Below are 18100 nucleotides of genomic sequence, written 5' to 3'. Positions count from 1 at the left end.
TTGTTTTGATAGAAAACATAAAGTAAAAGGATTATAATATATATAATAGAAAAGGAGGTTGGTTATATGTTTAGTCTTTTTGATATTAATCATCATTTACAGAAGTTGACACTTAAAAGAATTAAACAGATGTGTACTCGTAATAAAACAAATATTGATGATCAAAACTTAAAAGTTATTTTAAGAATTATAAAAGATAATCCACATGCTGTAATTGATGAAGATTATCATCCATTGTTATTGGTAGAGATTAGTAAAGAAACCAACCTAGAGGTTTCCAAACAATTTAAGCCAATATTAGAAAACTATATAATGAGAGAAATTAAATAATAAAAAAACTGTAATCCATAGAATATTGAAATTCTAAAGATTACAGTTTTTTCTTTCTTGCTTTTTTGTTTTATCATTGTAAAATAAAAAGAAAAAGCGAGGTTATTTGTAAATGAAAATGATAGTTATGGATATGGATGGTACGTTATTAACACAAAATCAACAAATCTTACCCTATACAAAAGAAGTCTTAATGAACTTACAAAAGCAAGGTGTTTCGCTTGTTTTAGCAAGTGGCAGAGATATCAGTAGCTTAGAGTATTATGGCAAGCAGTTAGCTATGGATCAATATCCTCAAAGTGGTTATATTGTTTTAAATGGATTAGAGATTTATAATTCAAAAAAAGAATGTCTACATCGAGAACAAAGACTCACAAAAGATGATTTAATGATTTTGAATAAAATAGCACAAACATCTTTCTTTGATATGATTATTTTCTTTGAAACATGTTTATATATTTTTGATTATGGACATACAGGAATCATGGAAGACCATTTTATTGATAGAGAAAGACATATGGTTCATGATATTCATGAAATACCAGAACATCTTTTTTCTACAATAAAGAAAGTTGCATTTGTGCAAAGTGAAACAATGATGAGTGAAAAAATACCAATTCTTCAAAAACAGATGTCTTCACGTTTTAGTATATGTAGAGTAGAAAAAGATTGGGTAGAAATTAATCCAGTTCATGCTTCAAAAGGACAGGCTCTTTTGAAGTTAGCACAAATTAAAAATATATCATTAGATAATGTTGTTGCTTTTGGTAATGGTGAAAACGATATAGATATGTTAAAAATAGCAGGAACTGGCATAGCTATGGATAACTCTTTTGATACAGTAAAAGAAGTTGCAGATGCTATTTGTGAAGATAATGAACATGATGGAATTGGAAAATATTTAGAGGGAGAAATAAAATGTTAGATCAAGAGAATATTTGTTTATCAGTAGAAAAAAAACAAAGAGAATATAAGAGTGTTGCGCCTGAGATTGTGCAAACATCATCGTTTCAATTTGATGATTTTCAACACTATGTTGATGTTAATATGAATAAGAAAAGTGCTTATACATATACAAGGGGAGAAAACCCAACATTAACAATTCTAGAAGAGAAACTAGCTCAATTAGAAAAAGGAGAATGTGCTAAAGTTTTTGCTTCAGGAATGGGAGCAATCAGTGCCACAATATTGAGCTTGGTCAAACAAAAGGATCATATTATCATTGTGAATACTGTTTATGGATCAACTGTCAAATTCATTCAAAATCTTAAACGTTTTGGTGTTGAAAGTACAAAAATTGATGTATCTTCTACTGAAGATATATTCGCTTTTGTTAAGGACAATACAAGAATGATTTATTTTGAAAGTCCTTCTTCTCAAAAGTTTGAAATGCTTGATTTAGAGAAGATCAGTCAATTTGCGAAACAAAGAAATATTATCACAGTTATTGACAATACATGGGCAACACCATTATTTCAAAATCCTTTGGTGCATGGAATTGATATTGTTATACATTCTTGTTCAAAATATATTGGAGGACATAGTGATTTAGTTGGTGGTGTTGTCATTTCTAATCAAAAATATGTACATGAAATCAATGAATTTGGTCAAATCTTTTTAGGAGCAACAATGTCCCCAATGAATGCCTGGTTAGCATTAAGAGGATTACGAACATTGCCTGTTCGTTTAAAATCTCAAGAACAAAGTGTTAAACAGATGATACAATTTTTACAACAAAGTCCATATGTTAAAAAAATATATCATCCTATGGTTCATACATCTACTGATTTAACAGATAAGTATTTAAAGGGATATGGAAGTTTATTAAGTTTTGTGTTAAAAGATGCAACCCCAGATGTTATTGAAAGATTTGTTGATTCTTTAAAACATTTTACTTTGGCCTATAGTTGGGGTGGCTTTGAAAGTTTAGTTATGCCTGTATGGAAAGGAAGCAACGAGGAAGAATTGAAAAAAAGAGGCTTAGATATTGGACATATCAGAATGTATATTGGATTAGAAGAAGTAGAACTTCTTATAGAAGATTTACAAAATGCTTTCAATCATGCCTACAAATAAATATCTTTGTTATATGATATAGAAAAGGAATTGAAATAAACTGCTTGCGTATTTCAATTCCTTTTTCTATGTGTGCCGGGCATGGCATGAATTCAGTTGGAGATAAATCAACCACGGGTATTTACCGCCAAGTGTAGTGAACCACAAGCCGTTGACAGTGATGTCATGGGTGAAGGAAGTGGTGTAGCGATTCTTTCGAGCGTACGAACAGAAACCTGATATAAGGCTAAATGGTGGATAAGGTTGCATAACAAATCGAAGTCCAAAAGGTAAACGTAAAACCAAGACAGTAAATCAGGACGTTGTGAAAGAAAGAGGGTTCATGAATTACCCCGGGAGGTCTTATGGACGAGGAAGTCTAGTAAACTTTAAAATCAGTGATAGTACCCTCGGTCGAAAAAGGTTTGCCATAAGAAGTCAGATGAAGTCATAGTAGGTAGAGATACTGAAGGACTGAAACGTTTATAGAGTGCAAATCACTATAAGCAATGTCTGGACAGTCCGAATATGAGGATAGCCTAGAACTATGGAGCGTAACCATAGATGGTAAAGGTAATTGGGATGGTTCCGGATAGATTTACAAATAGAGGAGGAGCAGCAAATGAAATTAATGGAAAAGATTTTAAGTCAGGAGAACTTGAAGATAGCTATCAAAAAGGTCAAGAAGAACAAAGGAGCACCGGGAGTAGACAAAATGACAGTACAAGAAATTGAAGAGTGGTTTAATCAATATCAAGAGGAAATTATCCATAAGATAATGAATAAACAGTATCGACCAATGCCGGTCAAAAGAATCTATATACCAAAGCCTAATGGTAAGCGAAGAGCATTAGGAATTCCAACAGTTGTAGACCGAGTTATTCAACAAGCCATAGCACAAGTATTAAGTCAAATCTATGAGCCAATATTCAGTGAACATAGTTTTGGATTCCGACCAAGACGTAGTGCACATACGGCAATGGAAGAAGTGCTATATTATTTAAATGAAGGGTATGAATGGATAGTTGACTTGGATATTGAGAAGTTCTTTGATACGGTAAATCATGACAAGTTAATTTCAATCTTAAGAGAACATGTCAATGACGCAACAACGTTACATCTTATACGAGCATATCTAAGAGCCGGTGTATTAGATGAAGGACTTATTAAAAGTACAACAGTCGGAACCCCACAAGGTGGACCTATCAGTGTTGTATTATCGAATATCTATTTAGATAAATTTGATAAGGAACTGGAATCAAGAGGTCTAAGATTTGTAAGATATGCGGATGATTGCATCATCTTCGTGAAGAGCGAAATGAGTGCAAATAGAATGATGAAGTCAGTGACATCATGGCTAGAAAGGAAACTATTCTTGAAAGTTAATGCCACGAAGACAAAAGTTGTACGTCCAATGAAAGGGGAGTTTCTAGGATTTTCCTTTTATAAGGATAGTCAGGGGTGGAAATGCAGACCTACTGAAAATAGAAAGAAACGTTTATATGAGAAGATAAAAGTAGTCTTATCAAGAAAACAAGCTGTTTCAAGACGTCTATCAATTACATTTACAAAGGTCAATCAAATAGTAAGAGGATGGATAAACTATTTTAAGATAGGAAGCATAAAGCTATTTCTTGAAAAATTCGGACAATGGTTACGCCATAAAATAAGATGTATTATCATCAAACAGTGGAAAAGACCTATGACTATCTATAGAAATCTAAAGGTATTAAATATTAAATATAAATGCAGATTTAACGAAGAAGATATCTATAAATGTGCAAATTCAAGATTAGGATGGTACAGAAGAAGTGGATTGGATGTAGTCAACTTCATATTATCACCAATAGTTCTAGGCAAAGAGAAAGGGGACAGACCAGGTCTAGTCCATCCCCTTAACTACTATCTTAAGAGTTTGTAATTTCGATATAAATGTAGAGCCAAATACGAGACCCGTACGTTTGGTTCAATGGAAGGGGCAGTAAATCTATAATTTACTCCTCTATCCTATTGAATGTTAATAATATCTAAATCATCAGGGATCCATATATTTCCCTGGAAATATTGTTTGGCTTCTTGCATGTAGAGAGAATGACGTTGTTTGATATTTTTATCTTCAGTGTGATACAAAAGAAGATTTTGAATATTTAAAGACTGAGCTAATTGACAGGCATCTTTCACTGTCGAATGATGTTTTTCATAAGGATGAAAAATATCAGCTTCACTATGTAAACAAAAAGCTTCATGAAGTAACCAATCACTATTTTGAATATAAGCTTCATTGATTTGATGACATGGTTCATCTCCACAACAAGATAACTTTTTATTGTGATCTAATTGCATTTGAAAACCAAATTGTTTTGTTTTTGTAGAATGAATATCAAAAAAAGTGACTTGATGATTGATAATCATATGACTATCATGATCTTGAATTTCAATCAAGTGAATGCGTTTGTTAATAAATTGTGTATGCTTTGCTTCTAAAACCAGATGAACCATTTGCATGATAATATCAATAAGTTCTTTATGAGCATATATACGCACTTCACCTTGATATTTTCCTTGACTCATATGTTGACCAATCATACGAATCATCCAGATAATTCCCATCAGATGATCAATATGTTTATGTGTGACAAAGATATCTTTAATATCCTGCCAATTAATATGCGCTTTTTCTAGCTGTGATAAAAGGGTATTTCCGCCACCACCATCTACTAAGAAATATTGATTTTGATTTTCAAATACAAAACAGGTATTATAACACTTTGTTACTAAAGCATTACCTGTACCTAGCATAATTAATTTCATAGAAAACCTCCATTTCTTTTTTGATTTTACAAAAATGAGAATCATGAATCAAGATATTTTTTCGTTGGATTTATATGGATTTTCAAAGAAGAGAAATGATATAATGATGGCAAGGAGAATGATAAAATGAAAATAGTTTTCTTTGATATTGATGGAACTTTAATAAATGCTCAAGAAGGTATGATGCAACCTCGTCATCAAACAAAACAGGTTTTAAAAGATTTTCAGAAACAAGGTAATAAGATCGTCATTGCTTCAGCAAGAGGCGCTATCCCTGAAGGATTAAAAGATATTCCATTTGATGGTTATGTTTTATGTGATGGACATTATATCATTTATAATAATGAGATTCTGGTTGATGAAGTTTTAACAACTCCAGAAATACAAAAACAAATGGAAGTTTATCAAAAATATCAAGGGCGACCTATGTTTTATGGACATCATGGAGAATGGTGTGATTGTTTGGATGATGAATTGGTCGTTAAACATCGTGTAATGTTTCAGGGAACAGATCAAAGACCTGAGAATGTAGTAGAAAGATATGAGGCTCAGGATGTAGATGCTATCAGTTGCTGTGTTTTGTTTGAAACAGTAGAACAAATGTGGAAAGCATATCATGAATTAGAAAATGATATGACAATTGTTGCTTATGATCATGGATTGATTCGTATGGATGTTTATCATAAGGGATTTAAAAAAGGAACAGCCTGTAAGTATTTATATCAAAAATTAGGAATTGATCAAAAAGATACTTATGCTTTTGGTGATGGTGTGAATGATATGGAGATGTTTGAGTTGGTTGGACATGGTATTGCGATGGGAAATGCAGTAGATCGTTTAAAAAACATTGCAGAATTTGTTACTGATTATGTTGATTGTGCGGGTATTGACAAAGCATTTTATAAATATTTTGGAAAGGATTTATCATAATGGCATTAGTACAAGTTGATTTTTTCTCAGAAAAGTTAATGCGCACAGTCACAATTAATGCTATTATTCCTGTTGATAAAAAGTTAAACCAGCCAAATAAAAAAATCAAAACATTATACTTATTACATGGGATTTTTGGAAATTATACAGATTGGGTATGTGGTACACGTATTCAAAGGTGGGCACAGGATCATGATTTAGCTGTTATTATGCCTTCAGGAGAGAATAAATTTTATGTTGATAATGAAAACTCACATGAATATTATTCACAATTTATTGGTGAAGAACTTGTTTCTATCACAAGAGCCATGTTCCCTTTATCACAACGTCGAGAAGATACATTTATTGCAGGGTTGTCTATGGGTGGATATGGAGCTATTATCAATGGACTCAAATATTATCAGACATTTGGTTATATTGCCGCATTGTCTTCAGCATTATTAATTGACACTTTTATCAACGCTGAGGATGGTGACGACGTACCTTATATGTATAAAAGAAGTTATTTAACTTCTGTTTTTGGTGATTTACATAAGTTAAAAGGAAGTGATAAAGATTATAAAGCACTGATTCAAAATATGGCTATAAAAGATGTGCCTGCGATATATATGGCATGTGGCACTGATGATTCACTGATTAAAGAAAATCGTGATTACCGTGATTTTTTACTTCAACAGGGAATCAATAGCACTTATGAAGAAGGACCAGGTGCACATGAATGGGATTTTTGGGATCGTTATATTGAACGTGTTTTAGAATGGTTACCACTTGATGAGAAGAATGAAGGACTCAGCAGTGGTCATATAGAATAAGATGAAGAAAGGTGATCCTTTCTTTTTTCTTGACCTAAAGTTAACTTTAGGGTGTATAATAAATAATCGAGTAGGAGGAAATGATATGACAAAGAAATTAGGTTTTGGATTAATGAGATTACCATCACTTGATGAAAACGATCCTTCAAAGATTGATATTGAACAAGTGAAACAAATGGTAGATACTTTTATAGAAAATGGATTTACTTATTTTGATACAGCGTGGATGTATTGTGGATTTAATAGCGAAAATGCAACGAGAGAGGCATTGGTGAAACGTCATGATCGTCAGACTTATACACTTGCTACAAAATTACATTCAGGTTTTATTCAGACAAAAGAAGATAGAGATAAAATCTTTAATGAACAGTTAAAGAAAACTGGTGTAGAATACTTTGATTATTATCTTTTACACGATATTAATACACATAGTATTGAAACATATGAAAAGCTTGATTGTTTTACATGGATTCAAGAAAAGAAAAAACAAGGATTGGTTAAAACTATTGGATTTTCATTCCATGATGGACCAGAATTACTAGAAAAGGTATTACAGGAACATCCAGAATTTGAATTTGTTCAATTACAAATTAATTATTTGGATTGGGATAGTGTAGGTGTTCAATCTCGTCAATGTTATGAGGTGGCAACAAAATATCATAAACCTGTTATTGTGATGGAACCTGTTAAAGGTGGAACATTAGCGAAAGTTCCTGAAAAAGTTGAAAACATGTATAAAGAATATCATCCAGATATGTCAGTACCTTCATGGGCTATTCGTTTTGCGGCAAGTCTTGATAATGTCATGATGGTATTAAGTGGTATGTCTAATATGGCTCAATTAGAAGATAATATAAGCTATATGAAAGATCTGCAGCCACTTCATGATGATGAATATCAATTGATTCGTCAGGCTGTTGATATTATTAATTCAACGATTGCTATTCCATGTACAGGATGTTCATATTGTACAGAAGGATGTCCAATGCATATAGCTATTCCTAAATATTTCTCATTATACAATGCTGATTTACAGGAAGTAGAAGAAAAAGGATGGACACCTCAAGGTGAATACTACAATAACTTGACAAAGACTTTTGGTAAAGCAAGTGAATGTATTGGATGTGGACAATGTGAAAATGTATGTCCACAACATTTACCAATTATTGAAGACTTACAAAAAGTAGCACAGCATTTTGAAAAATAAAAGTCAGCTTCAGCTGGCTTTTTGCATGTATTCATATTCAAATAAAAAGTGAATAAAATATTGTAAATCATATTTATGTATAAGATATGATTTTTATGATATATTGAATTGATATAAAAGAAGAAAGGAGAAAAGTATGAAAAAGAGAATTGGAATAACATGTAGTGAAGAACTACAAAATGATAAATATATACATTTTATTAAACAAGATTATTTACAGGCTATTATTGAAGCACAAGGAATCCCGGTTTTATTGCCGCCTGTTCCTAATGAAGACATAGAAATGCAATTAGATATGATTGATGGTTTAATGATTATTGGTGGTTGTGATGTCAATCCATTACTCTATCATGAAAATCCATTACCTTTATTAGGGGAAACAGATTATCCTAGAGATTTATATGAGATTGCCTTGATAAAAAAAGCTTCACAGAAAAATATACCTATTTTTGGTGTGTGTCGAGGACTTCAAGTAATCAATGTAGCTTTTGGTGGAACACTTTATCAAGATTTATCTTATGCTCCACAGAAAACACTTTTACATTCTCAAAAAGAAAGAAGAGAATGTGCAAGTCATACAATGAACATTCAAGAAAATAGTTTTTTATATTCTATCTTTCAAGATAGAGGATATGTGAACAGTTTTCATCATCAAGCTATTGATCAATTAGGAAAGGGATTAAAAGCAGTCGCATACAGTGAAGATCAGATGATTGAAGCTATTGAACATATATCTTTACCGATTACAGCAGTCCAATTTCATCCTGAAGATATGTGTAAAACTGATCAAAAAATGCAGGAGATTTTTAATCAGTTTGTCGCCAAATGTTAATGCTTTTTAAGCATTGTTGATAATAAAAAATAGGTATTAGATATTTTTGTTTGGTGGATATATAATAGAAGCAGATAGGAGGTTAGAAGAGTATGAAAGATGTTAAAACATTATTTCCCGTTGGAGAAGAAAATACAGCGTTTGCTCAATATTTTATTGGTCAAAGTTATTTACAGCCCCTTGCTGAAAGTTTACCAGTAAGTAATGTCACATTCGAACCAGGTTGTCGCAATAATTGGCATATTCATCATAAAGGTGGACAAATTCTACTGGTTACTGATGGTAGAGGATGGTATCAGGAATGGGGGAAACCTGCTAGGGAATTAAAACCAGGTGATACTGTGGATATTCCTCCAGAAGTGAAACATTGGCATGGTGCTGCTAAAGATAGCTGGTTTGCACATATTGCAATTTCTGTACCAGCAGAAGGTGCTTCTAATGAATGGTTAGAACCAGTAAGTGACGAAGAATACAATAAGTTAAAATAAATATGATATTGAAAAGGATGAAATGAATTCCGTTATTTGAAAACCATTTCATCCTTTCATTTTTATAGATGATATAATAAAGTTCTTAATTGAGATTCGTTTTCTCTAAGATACCAGTAGTAGAACGTCGCATGTGACTGGGCATCTGAAATAGGAATAATCACTCTATTTTGAGGCATGATTTCAGTTTTCATAACATAGTCAGATGTAAATGAAGGTAATGTAGACAGTTCTACCAAATCATAGAAAACAGAACGATCGTTTTGAATCAGAAATTTTGTATGGGGCATTGTTTTTTTATGCATATCATTCCAAAAACCAATATTTGACATTAATAACATTTTCTCTCCATCCATTTCCTTTAATGAGATGGATTTTTTATGAGCTAAAGGGTGATTTAAAGGTAAAGAAAAAAATAATTGTTCTTCCATAAATGGAATACTTTCAATCTGTTCATCTTCTATGTCATAAGGCATGATAATGATTGTATAGTCTTTTTCCTTGAGACCTTTGATTAAGATATGCATATCTTTAATTTCTGTTAATAATGTTCTTTGAGGATAGAACTGTGAAAATTTACGACTTAAATATGATAATGGTGCTGGCGCACATGAACCAATCGCAAAAGTATGTAGCTTTCTATCAAAATCTACAAGTTGTTTTTTCATATCTTTTGTATCATCTAAAATACGTTTTGCTAGAGAAACAGCTAATAGACCTGTTTCATTAAAAGCAATTTTATTTTTAGTTCTGTTAAATAAATTGACTTCTAACTCTTCTTCTAATTTTTGCATAGAACGTGTTAAAACAGGTTGTGATATATGAAGCTGTTTAGCTGCCTTGGATAATGTCTGACATTCTTGAAATGTAACTAAATGTTGTAGTTGTTCTAATTCTATCATATGAGGACCTCACTATTCTATTTCATTATAGCAGATTTCCATATTGATATTGTACAAAAACAGTAAAAATGCTTACAATATCATTGGAAAGAAGGTAGAAACATGATATTTTATTATACGGCAACAGGAAACTGTTTATATGTAGCAAGACAGATTGAAGAAGATCTTTACAGTATTCCACAGGAATTGAAAAAAGAAGATTTACAATATAAAGCTGATAAGATTGGGATTGTCGCTCCTATTTATGCTGGAGAGCTTCCTCAAACTGTTAGACGTTTTTTAGCAAAAGCCAAATTTGATACACCTTATTTTTATATGTTATTGACTTATGGAAATAGAGATACAGTAGCTGGAGTGTGGAGTGAAAACTTTTGTAAAGAGCATGGAGTACATGTTGATTTTATTCAAACAATTAAAATGGTTGATAATTATTTACCTTCATTCGATATGGAAGAACAGATGGCTATCAATAAGCATGTAGATGAACAAATTCAAGAAGCGAAAGCTAGACTTGAAGCTCAAGAAAAGGATATACCTCAACCAACGAAAGAAAGCCAGGAAGCTTACCAAATGGTGACAAAAAGATTTACGGATCATCCTGAATTGAATAATGGAGAAACAATTCAAATAACAGATCAGTGTGCTGGATGTACAATATGTGAGCAAGTCTGCCCTACTGGTAATATTCAAATGGTTAATGGAAAAGCTCAAAGAAAGTCAAAAACATGTGATTTTTGTTTGGCATGTGTACAAAACTGCCCATTTCATGCGATTGCGTTGAAGTTTGATAAGAATCCAAATGCAAGATATCGTCATCCAAAAATCACATTAAAAGATATAGTGAAATCAAATCATCAGGGAGGAACAGAAAAATGAAAAAAACACTTTATTTAATGCGACATGGACAAACTTTATTTAATGTTCAACACAAGATACAAGGATGGTGTGATGCCCCTTTAACAGAACTAGGAATGAAACAAGCAAAGATTGCAGGTGAATATTTTAAAAATAATCATATTACATTTGATCATGCTTATTCTTCTACATCAGAAAGAGCTTGTGATACTTTAGAAATCGTTACTGATTATCAGATGCCTTATACAAGAGTGAAAGGTTTAAAAGAATGGAATTTTGGTGTTTTTGAAGGAAAAGATGAGTGTTTGAATCCACCTTTACCATATGGAGATTTTTTCAAAGGATTTGGTGGAGATGGTGAAATGGAATTAAGAGAAAGAATGTCAAACACATTAACTGAAATCATGAATAAAGAAGATCATGAAGTCGTTTTAGCCGTTTCTCATGGTGGGGCTTGTGCTCAATTCTATCGTGCATGGGAAGAATATGCAAAAGTAAAGAAAACAGAAAGATTTTATAACTGCTGTATTTTAAAATATGAATACGAAGATGGAATTTTTACATTAGTAGAAATTATCAATCGTAATGTGACTGAATAGAGGTAGACATATGGAAGGTGCAAAAAGAAAACGCTTTTTTCAGGCTGATGTTGATCTGATTCATGGACCTATATTTCAATCATTGATTACTTTTGCTCTTCCATTACTTGTTTCTAATGTGTTCCAACAATTATATAATACTGTCGATACAATGGTTGTTGGAAATTATTTGGGTGATGTATCATTAGCTGCTATTGGATCATGTACATCTATTTATGACTTATTAGTAGGGTTTGCATTAGGAATAGGTAATGGATTGGCAATTGTTACAGCTAGAAGTTTTGGATCACAAAATCGAGAACTATTAAAAAAATCAGTAGCAAGTTCTATTGTTATTGGATTGATTATTTCTATCGCTTTAACAACAATAGGAATGATATGCTTACATCCTTTATTAGAATTATTAAATACACCAGTAGATATTATTCAGGAAGCATATAGCTATATTTCAGTTATCGTGTTATTCATTGTTGTTATGTTTGCTTATAATCTCTGTGCTGGTTTAATGAGAGCCATTGGAAATAGTGTGATGCCACTTGTTTTCCTTATCATTTCGTCTTTATTAAATATTGTATTAGATATTTTCTTTATTACACAACTCAATATGGGAATTCAGGGTGCAGCTGTCGCAACGGTTATTTCTCAAGGTGTATCGGTTATATTATGTATTATTTATATTTTCAAAAAGACACAAATCTTATTACCATCAAAAAAACATTTTGCAGTCGATAAAGATTTATATAAAGAATTATTAGGACAAGGTTTTTCAATGGGATTTATGAGCAGTATTGTTTCTGCAGGATCAGTCATTCTTCAGTATGGAATCAACAATTTAGGATATCTGATTATTGCGGGACATACAGCAGCCAGAAAACTCTACATGTTCTTTAATATGCCTTTTACAGCTATGGCGCTTGCAATCTCAACATTTGTCTCACAAAATAGAGGAGCAAATCAGCGTGAAAGAATTCAAAAAGCGATGAAATATGCTTATATTTATGATGTTGTTATGGCGGCTATTGTGACTATCATTATTCTATTATTTGGGTCATCACTTGTACAATTAATTTCAGGTTCTAGTGAAAGTGTTGTTTTAGATAATGGAACACTTTATTTAATAATTGTGGGACCATTCTATGCAGTATTAGGAATTTTGATGCAAACACGTTATGCATTGCAGGGACTAGGACAGAAATTATTACCGTTGATATCAAGTATTATTGAATTTGTAGGAAAAATTATATTTGTATTTATTTTTATTCCTCAATTCCAATATATGGCAGTTATATTCTGTGAACCAGTTATATGGTGTGTGATGTGCATACAGCTTGTTTATTCTTTATATACAAATCCATATATGCGAGGAATCAAAGAAGATTAGAGGAAATGCTATTATGCGTTTCTTTTTTTGTTATAGTTGTAACTATTGACATTACAACTAAAGAGTGATATATTTTGTGTGAGGGTTGTAATGATTTAAGTTACATTAAAAGTGTTATACATTTTAAAATCATAAAGGAGTTTCAATATGACGACACATGAAATACTGAAAATTTTACAGGAAGATATTCATACAACTGTTATAGCAACTATAGATGATTAGGGAATACCGTATACCTGTGCTATTGATATGATGTTGTTAGAGGATGATTATTGATATTTCTTAACCGCAAAAGGGAAGTCTTTTTATCAAAGATTAATGAAACATCCCCATATTGCTTTAACAGGAATCAAAGGTAAAGATACGTTATCTGCAGTTGCTATTTCTTTAAATGGAAAAGTTAAAAATATAGGTCATGATAAATGAGAAGATATTTTTATAAATAATCCTTATATGAATCAGATTTATACTCCTGAATTAAGGGATGTTTTAGAGGTCTTTCAAGTATATGAATGCAAAGGAGAATACTTCGATTTAAGTCGAAAACCTATATATAGGCAAAGCTTTACGGTGGGAATGACGATAGAAAATGAAGGCTATATAATTACAGACAAGTGCATCAATTGTCAAAAGTGTTATGATATCTGTCCCCAAAAATGTATTCATTTATCAAGTCAATCTTTTATGATTGAACAACATCATTGTTTACATTGTGGAAAATGTCAGGAAGTCTGTCCCGTACATGCGATTATCAAAAGAGGTGGAGAAAATGAAAAGTAAAGATATGCTTATCAAACAAATTGTTAAAATCATGACATCATGTGATGCTATTGTTATAGGGGCGGGATCAGGTTTATCATCTTCAGCTGGACTCACATACTCTGGAGAAAGATTTGAAACTTATTTTAAGGATTTTATTGATACATGTCATTTGCGTGATATGTATTCGGCAGGATTTTATCCTTATGAGACATTAGAAGAATATTGGGCTTACTGGTCTAGACATATTTATTATAATCGCTATATAGATTCTCCTAAAAAGACTTATCAGATTCTTTTAGAACTCGTTAAAGACAAAGACTATTTTGTTATAACGACAAATGTAGATCATCAGTTTCAAAAAAATGGTTTTGATAAGACAAGATTATTTTATACACAAGGAGATTATGGTTTATGGCAATGTTCTAAGCCTTGTCATCAGCAGACTTATGATAATGAAGATATAGTAAAAGCTATGTTAAAGCAACAAAAAAATATGAAGATTCCATCTCAACTCATTCCATATTGTCCTCGTTGTGGAGCACCAATGACAATGAATTTAAGATGTGATCAGACATTTGTACAAGATGAAGGATGGTATCAGGCACAACAACGTTATCAAAACTTTCTTCAAAAACATCAACATAGAAAGGTATTATATTTGGAATTAGGTATAGGAGCCAACACCCCAGTGATTATTAAATATCCATTTTGGAATTATGTATCCCAAAATAAGAATGCAGTATATATCAGTATAAATTTAGATGATCTCTATTGCCCTGAAAACATTCACAAACAATCTATCTTAATTCAAGGAGATATCCATAATATTTTAAATTCTGTAGCGAATGAAATGAGGAATGAGGAATGAGCATGACACAAAATGAAAGATTAATCTATTTAATTCAATATTTATTAGATGAAAACAATATGCATATAGACTTACCTCAAGGTCATGATGAGTTATTTGCGCTTTATCGTGCTTTAGTGAATATCAGGGAAGCTAAATCAGTTTCACAGACATTCTTAAATATTCAAGATGCTATGTTACAAGAAGAAAATGCGAAAAAGGGCGTTGTTTCTTTTGACGAGGCTTCTGATCGTATTCTTTTATGGAGAGGGGATATTACAAGATTAAAAGTAGATGCCATTGTTAATGCTGCTAATAATCAGATGGAAGGATGCTTCGTACCTGGACATCAATGCATTGATAATGCCATTCATACATTTGCTGGAGTACAACTCAGGAATGAATGTCATCATCTTATGCAAAGACAAGGCTATTTAGAACCAACAGGTCAAGCAAAAATAACGAAGTCTTATAATTTGCCTTCTCGCTATATTTTGCATACTGTAGGTCCAATAGTAACAGGAGAAGTTACACATAAAGATGAGGTTTTACTGGCATCATGTTATGAAAGCTGTCTAAGATTAGCAGAAAAGTATCAGCTTCAATCAATAGCATTTTGTTGTATTTCAACAGGTGTTTTTCATTTTCCTAATGAACATGCAGCGAAAATTGCATTCAAGACAGTTCATGATTATCTTCAACATTCTACAATTGAAAAAGTTATTTTTAATGTTTTTAAAGAGTGTGATGAAAAAATTTATTTAAAATTATTTGATTGAAAAGATAAATATGATATTTAAAAAGGTTTACTTGTGTTTAAGTAAACCTTTTTAACGTTGAATAATATCTTTGTCAATTGTTTTTACTAAAGAAGTTCAATGATTTTATCTTCAATTTCATATGGTGTGACTAATGGTTCAAATCTTTCAACAACATGACCGTTTCGATCAAGTAAGAATTTTGTAAAATTCCATTCAATCCTTTTTGATAACTCAGGTTTTTGTTGTTCTTTCAGATATGTATATACGGGAGATTCTAGTGGACCATTCACATCAATTTTAGCAAATTGAGGGAAACTGACACCATAAGTATCAGCACAAAAAGACATGATTTCTTCCATTGTACCTGGTGCCTGTTCACCAAACTGATTACATGGAAAATCTAAGATTGTAAAGCCTTTTTCATGATACTTTTCATATAAATCTTCTAAATGATCATACTGTTCAGTAAATTCACATTCTGTGGCAGTATTGACAATTAACAAAACTTGACCTTTATATTTTGATAAGGATTCTTTTTGATTATGACTATTTATAACTTCTATATTATATAAATTCATTTTTATCACCATTTTTACTATAACAAGTTCAATATCAAAAGTCAAAGCATGTGTTTTGTTAAAAAGATATTGACAGATATGGAATAATAGGTTTATTATATAACTGTTCAAAATAAAACAGTTAAGGAGAAAACTATGAAAATCAAAACAGAAAAGGGAATTCAAAAGTTTTTTTCACTGGGAATGCACCCTTATATCATTAAAAAGTATAATTCACTATTTGATGAATTATTAAAAGAGTATCAGATGACACAAGTTGAAATTGATGTCTTGGCTTTTTTAGCAAATAATCCAGAATATAATCATGCACAAGATATTGTCAATGTGCGTGGTATTTCTAAAGGACATGTCTCATTAGCTATTGAAAAGTTGGTGAAACGAGGCTTAGTGACAAGAAATCCTGATCCTGTCAATAGACGTTGGAATATTTTATGTGTAGAAAAAAAGGCAGATGAGTTAGTTAAAAAAATTCAAAATATTCAACATGCTTTTGATGAACAGGCATATCAGAATATTTCACAGGAAGATATTGTCAAATATCATGAAATTTTACAACAGGTTTATCATAATTTAGGAGGTGGACAACATGAATGAAAGACTGGAAAATGAGAAAATATCAAAATTATTACTTTCACTTGCGATACCCTCTATTCTCGCTCAACTGGCAACGCTTATCTATAATATGGTAGATAGAATATATATTGGACAGTTAGCTGATGGTGCTTTAGCCATTGCAGGGATTGGATTATGTACATCTATTATTACAATTATTACAGCTTTTACCAATTTATTTGGAAGAGGCGGAGCTCCTTTGGCATCTATTAGAATGGGTGAAAAGAGAATGGATATTGCTGAAAAGATACTTGGAAACTGTGTCTTTAGTTTGGTTATTTCTTCACTTATTATTATGGCAGTCCTGTTAATTTTTGGTGAAGATATTTTAATGTTATTTGGAGCTAGTGAAAATACATTGCCTTATGCTATGGACTATCTTTCTATTTATTGTTTAGGAACGGTCTTTGTTCAATTGAGTGTTGGTTTAAATTATTTTATCAATGCACAGGGTTTTGCAAAATATGGGATGTTTACATTACTTATTGGTGGTGTTTTGAATATTATTCTTGATCCAATCTTTATTTTTGGTTTACACATGGATGTTGCAGGAGCTGCAATTGCAACAGTGATTTCTCAATTTGTTTCATGTGTTTGGGTTATGAAGTTTTTATTAGGAAAGAAAACAACTATCCAAATCAAAAAAGAATATTTTAAATTTGATTTAGATATCATGAAAAGAGTCTTAGGTTTAGGTTTTTCTCCTTTCTTTATGAGTGCAACTGAAGGCATATTGCAAGTTTCCTTTAATCGTCAACTTTTATTCTTTGGGGGAGATTTAGCAGTCAGTTCTATGACAATCATGTTATCTATGAATCAGATTCTTCAATTACCAATGGAAGGTATTGCACAAGGAACACAGCCTATCATCAGTTATAATTATGGGGCTAAACAATATGACCGTGTTAAAAAAGCTATCTCTTTAGCGATGAAAGTATCATTAATTTATTCTATTGTGGGTGTTTTGTTGATGGAATTTGTACCACAAGTTTTCGTACAGCTATTCTCTAATGATCCAGAGTTAATTGAATTAGCAAGTCGTATGTTAAGAGTTTATATCTTTGGTTTCATTATTATGGGAGCGAACTCAACTTATCAACAATCATATACATCACTTGGATTTGGTAAGATTTCATTTTTCTTTGCTTTTTATCGAAAGATTATCTTATTAATACCACTCATCTATATCTTACCAATATTTATATCAGATGGTGTTTTTGCAGTTATGTTAGCTGAACCTCTTTCAGATTTAATCACAACAATAACAAATACATTCTCATTTAGAAGATTTATGCATAAGCATTTAAAAACAGAGTAGTTTATAACTTTTCTTGTTCT

General features: G+C 31.6%; 20 protein-coding genes. 17 read left to right on the top strand and 3 right to left on the bottom strand.

Features of this window, described 5'->3' with window-relative positions; genetic code table 11:
- The first annotated feature begins 66 nt into the window (after nt 1–66).
- From E0K96_RS03205 to ltrA, 4 genes are all read left to right on the top strand, one after another.
- Complete coding sequence (locus tag E0K96_RS03205) at nt 67–330, top strand: DUF2624 domain-containing protein (protein ID WP_168081120.1); 264 nt, start codon at nt 67–69, stop codon at nt 328–330.
- A gap of 112 nt (nt 331–442) precedes the next feature.
- Nucleotides 443–1255, top strand: coding sequence for a Cof-type HAD-IIB family hydrolase (locus tag E0K96_RS03200; RefSeq protein ID WP_168081118.1), 813 nt, complete (start codon nt 443–445; stop codon nt 1253–1255).
- A complete protein-coding gene (locus E0K96_RS03195; RefSeq protein ID WP_168081116.1) occupies nt 1249–2406 on the top strand; it encodes a trans-sulfuration enzyme family protein in 1158 nt (385 codons plus the stop codon). Before E0K96_RS03200 ends, E0K96_RS03195 begins: the two co-directional genes overlap by 7 nt.
- Before the next feature lie 601 nt (nt 2407–3007).
- Nucleotides 3008–4306: a group II intron reverse transcriptase/maturase gene (gene ltrA, locus E0K96_RS03190; RefSeq protein WP_168081114.1), complete on the top strand. Its 1299-nt coding sequence runs from the start codon at nt 3008–3010 to the stop codon at nt 4304–4306.
- A gap of 86 nt (nt 4307–4392) precedes the next feature.
- Here the strand turns inward: ltrA and E0K96_RS03185 are convergent, their stop codons facing one another.
- Nucleotides 4393–5196: an MBL fold metallo-hydrolase gene (locus tag E0K96_RS03185; RefSeq protein WP_168081112.1), complete on the bottom strand. Its 804-nt coding sequence runs from the start codon at nt 5194–5196 to the stop codon at nt 4393–4395.
- Between the two features lie 126 nt (nt 5197–5322).
- On the opposite strand from E0K96_RS03185, the gene E0K96_RS03180 reads away from it, so the two are divergent.
- The 5 genes from E0K96_RS03180 to E0K96_RS03160 all read left to right on the top strand — a co-directional run bounded on the left by E0K96_RS03180 (nt 5323) and on the right by E0K96_RS03160 (nt 9465).
- The gene (locus E0K96_RS03180; RefSeq protein WP_087243644.1) at nt 5323–6126 is read left to right on the top strand and encodes a Cof-type HAD-IIB family hydrolase; all 804 of its coding nucleotides are present in this window, start codon (nt 5323–5325) and stop codon (nt 6124–6126) included.
- On the top strand, nt 6126–6938 hold the full coding sequence (locus E0K96_RS03175) for an alpha/beta hydrolase (RefSeq protein WP_168081110.1): 813 nt from the start codon (nt 6126–6128) through the stop codon (nt 6936–6938). The genes E0K96_RS03180 and E0K96_RS03175 overlap by 1 nt, the downstream gene beginning before the upstream one ends.
- 85 nt (nt 6939–7023) lie before the next feature.
- The gene (locus tag E0K96_RS03170; RefSeq protein ID WP_168081108.1) at nt 7024–8145 is read left to right on the top strand and encodes an aldo/keto reductase; all 1122 of its coding nucleotides are present in this window, start codon (nt 7024–7026) and stop codon (nt 8143–8145) included.
- A gap of 136 nt (nt 8146–8281) precedes the next feature.
- Nucleotides 8282–8977: a gamma-glutamyl-gamma-aminobutyrate hydrolase family protein gene (locus E0K96_RS03165; RefSeq protein WP_168081106.1), complete on the top strand. Its 696-nt coding sequence runs from the start codon at nt 8282–8284 to the stop codon at nt 8975–8977.
- 92 nt (nt 8978–9069) lie between these two features.
- Nucleotides 9070–9465 carry a cupin domain-containing protein gene (locus tag E0K96_RS03160; RefSeq protein WP_087297622.1) on the top strand — a complete coding sequence of 132 codons (396 nt, stop codon included), beginning with the start codon at nt 9070–9072 and terminating at the stop codon, nt 9463–9465.
- A 62-nt stretch (nt 9466–9527) separates the two neighbouring features.
- Here the strand turns inward: E0K96_RS03160 and E0K96_RS03155 are convergent, their stop codons facing one another.
- Nucleotides 9528–10367 carry a LysR family transcriptional regulator gene (locus tag E0K96_RS03155; RefSeq protein WP_168081104.1) on the bottom strand — a complete coding sequence of 280 codons (840 nt, stop codon included), beginning with the start codon at nt 10365–10367 and terminating at the stop codon, nt 9528–9530.
- A 102-nt stretch (nt 10368–10469) separates the two neighbouring features.
- On the opposite strand from E0K96_RS03155, the gene E0K96_RS03150 reads away from it, so the two are divergent.
- The 6 genes from E0K96_RS03150 (at nt 10470) to E0K96_RS03125 (ending at nt 15590) form a co-directional block, all read left to right on the top strand.
- Nucleotides 10470–11243, top strand: coding sequence for an EFR1 family ferrodoxin (locus E0K96_RS03150; RefSeq protein WP_168081102.1), 774 nt, complete (start codon nt 10470–10472; stop codon nt 11241–11243).
- Complete coding sequence (locus E0K96_RS03145; protein ID WP_168081100.1) at nt 11240–11821, top strand: histidine phosphatase family protein; 582 nt, start codon at nt 11240–11242, stop codon at nt 11819–11821. Before E0K96_RS03150 ends, E0K96_RS03145 begins: the two co-directional genes overlap by 4 nt.
- Before the next feature lie 10 nt (nt 11822–11831).
- Entirely contained in the window at nt 11832–13202 is a 1371-nt protein-coding gene (locus tag E0K96_RS03140; protein WP_168081098.1) for an MATE family efflux transporter, read from the top strand.
- Between the two features lie 453 nt (nt 13203–13655).
- On the top strand, nt 13656–13982 hold the full coding sequence (locus tag E0K96_RS12090; protein WP_206080566.1) for an indolepyruvate ferredoxin oxidoreductase subunit alpha: 327 nt from the start codon (nt 13656–13658) through the stop codon (nt 13980–13982).
- Nucleotides 13972–14832 carry an SIR2 family NAD-dependent protein deacylase gene (locus E0K96_RS03130; RefSeq protein ID WP_240924416.1) on the top strand — a complete coding sequence of 287 codons (861 nt, stop codon included), beginning with the start codon at nt 13972–13974 and terminating at the stop codon, nt 14830–14832. Before E0K96_RS12090 ends, E0K96_RS03130 begins: the two co-directional genes overlap by 11 nt.
- Nucleotides 14829–15590: a protein-ADP-ribose hydrolase gene (locus tag E0K96_RS03125; RefSeq protein WP_240924415.1), complete on the top strand. Its 762-nt coding sequence runs from the start codon at nt 14829–14831 to the stop codon at nt 15588–15590. The genes E0K96_RS03130 and E0K96_RS03125 overlap by 4 nt, the downstream gene beginning before the upstream one ends.
- A gap of 86 nt (nt 15591–15676) precedes the next feature.
- Here E0K96_RS03125 and E0K96_RS03120 read toward each other — a convergent pair whose 3' ends face one another.
- Nucleotides 15677–16150: a glutathione peroxidase gene (locus E0K96_RS03120; RefSeq protein WP_168081094.1), complete on the bottom strand. Its 474-nt coding sequence runs from the start codon at nt 16148–16150 to the stop codon at nt 15677–15679.
- Nucleotides 16151–16285: 135 nt separating this feature from the next.
- Here E0K96_RS03120 and E0K96_RS03115 point away from each other — a divergent pair, with 135 nt between their 5' ends.
- Together E0K96_RS03115 and E0K96_RS03110 are read left to right on the top strand one after the other, a co-directional pair.
- The gene (locus tag E0K96_RS03115; RefSeq protein WP_206080562.1) at nt 16286–16744 is read left to right on the top strand and encodes a MarR family winged helix-turn-helix transcriptional regulator; all 459 of its coding nucleotides are present in this window, start codon (nt 16286–16288) and stop codon (nt 16742–16744) included.
- Complete coding sequence (locus E0K96_RS03110) at nt 16737–18080, top strand: MATE family efflux transporter (protein WP_168081092.1); 1344 nt, start codon at nt 16737–16739, stop codon at nt 18078–18080. The genes E0K96_RS03115 and E0K96_RS03110 overlap by 8 nt, the downstream gene beginning before the upstream one ends.
- Nucleotides 18081–18100: the final 20 nt, after the last annotated feature.

This window comes from Massilimicrobiota sp. SW1139, assembly GCF_012027715.1.
GTDB lineage: Bacteria > Bacillota_I > Bacilli_A > Erysipelotrichales > Coprobacillaceae > Allocoprobacillus > Allocoprobacillus merdigallinarum.
Note: the sequence above shows the minus strand (reverse complement) of the source record. Positions and strands in the feature narration are given on the sequence as shown.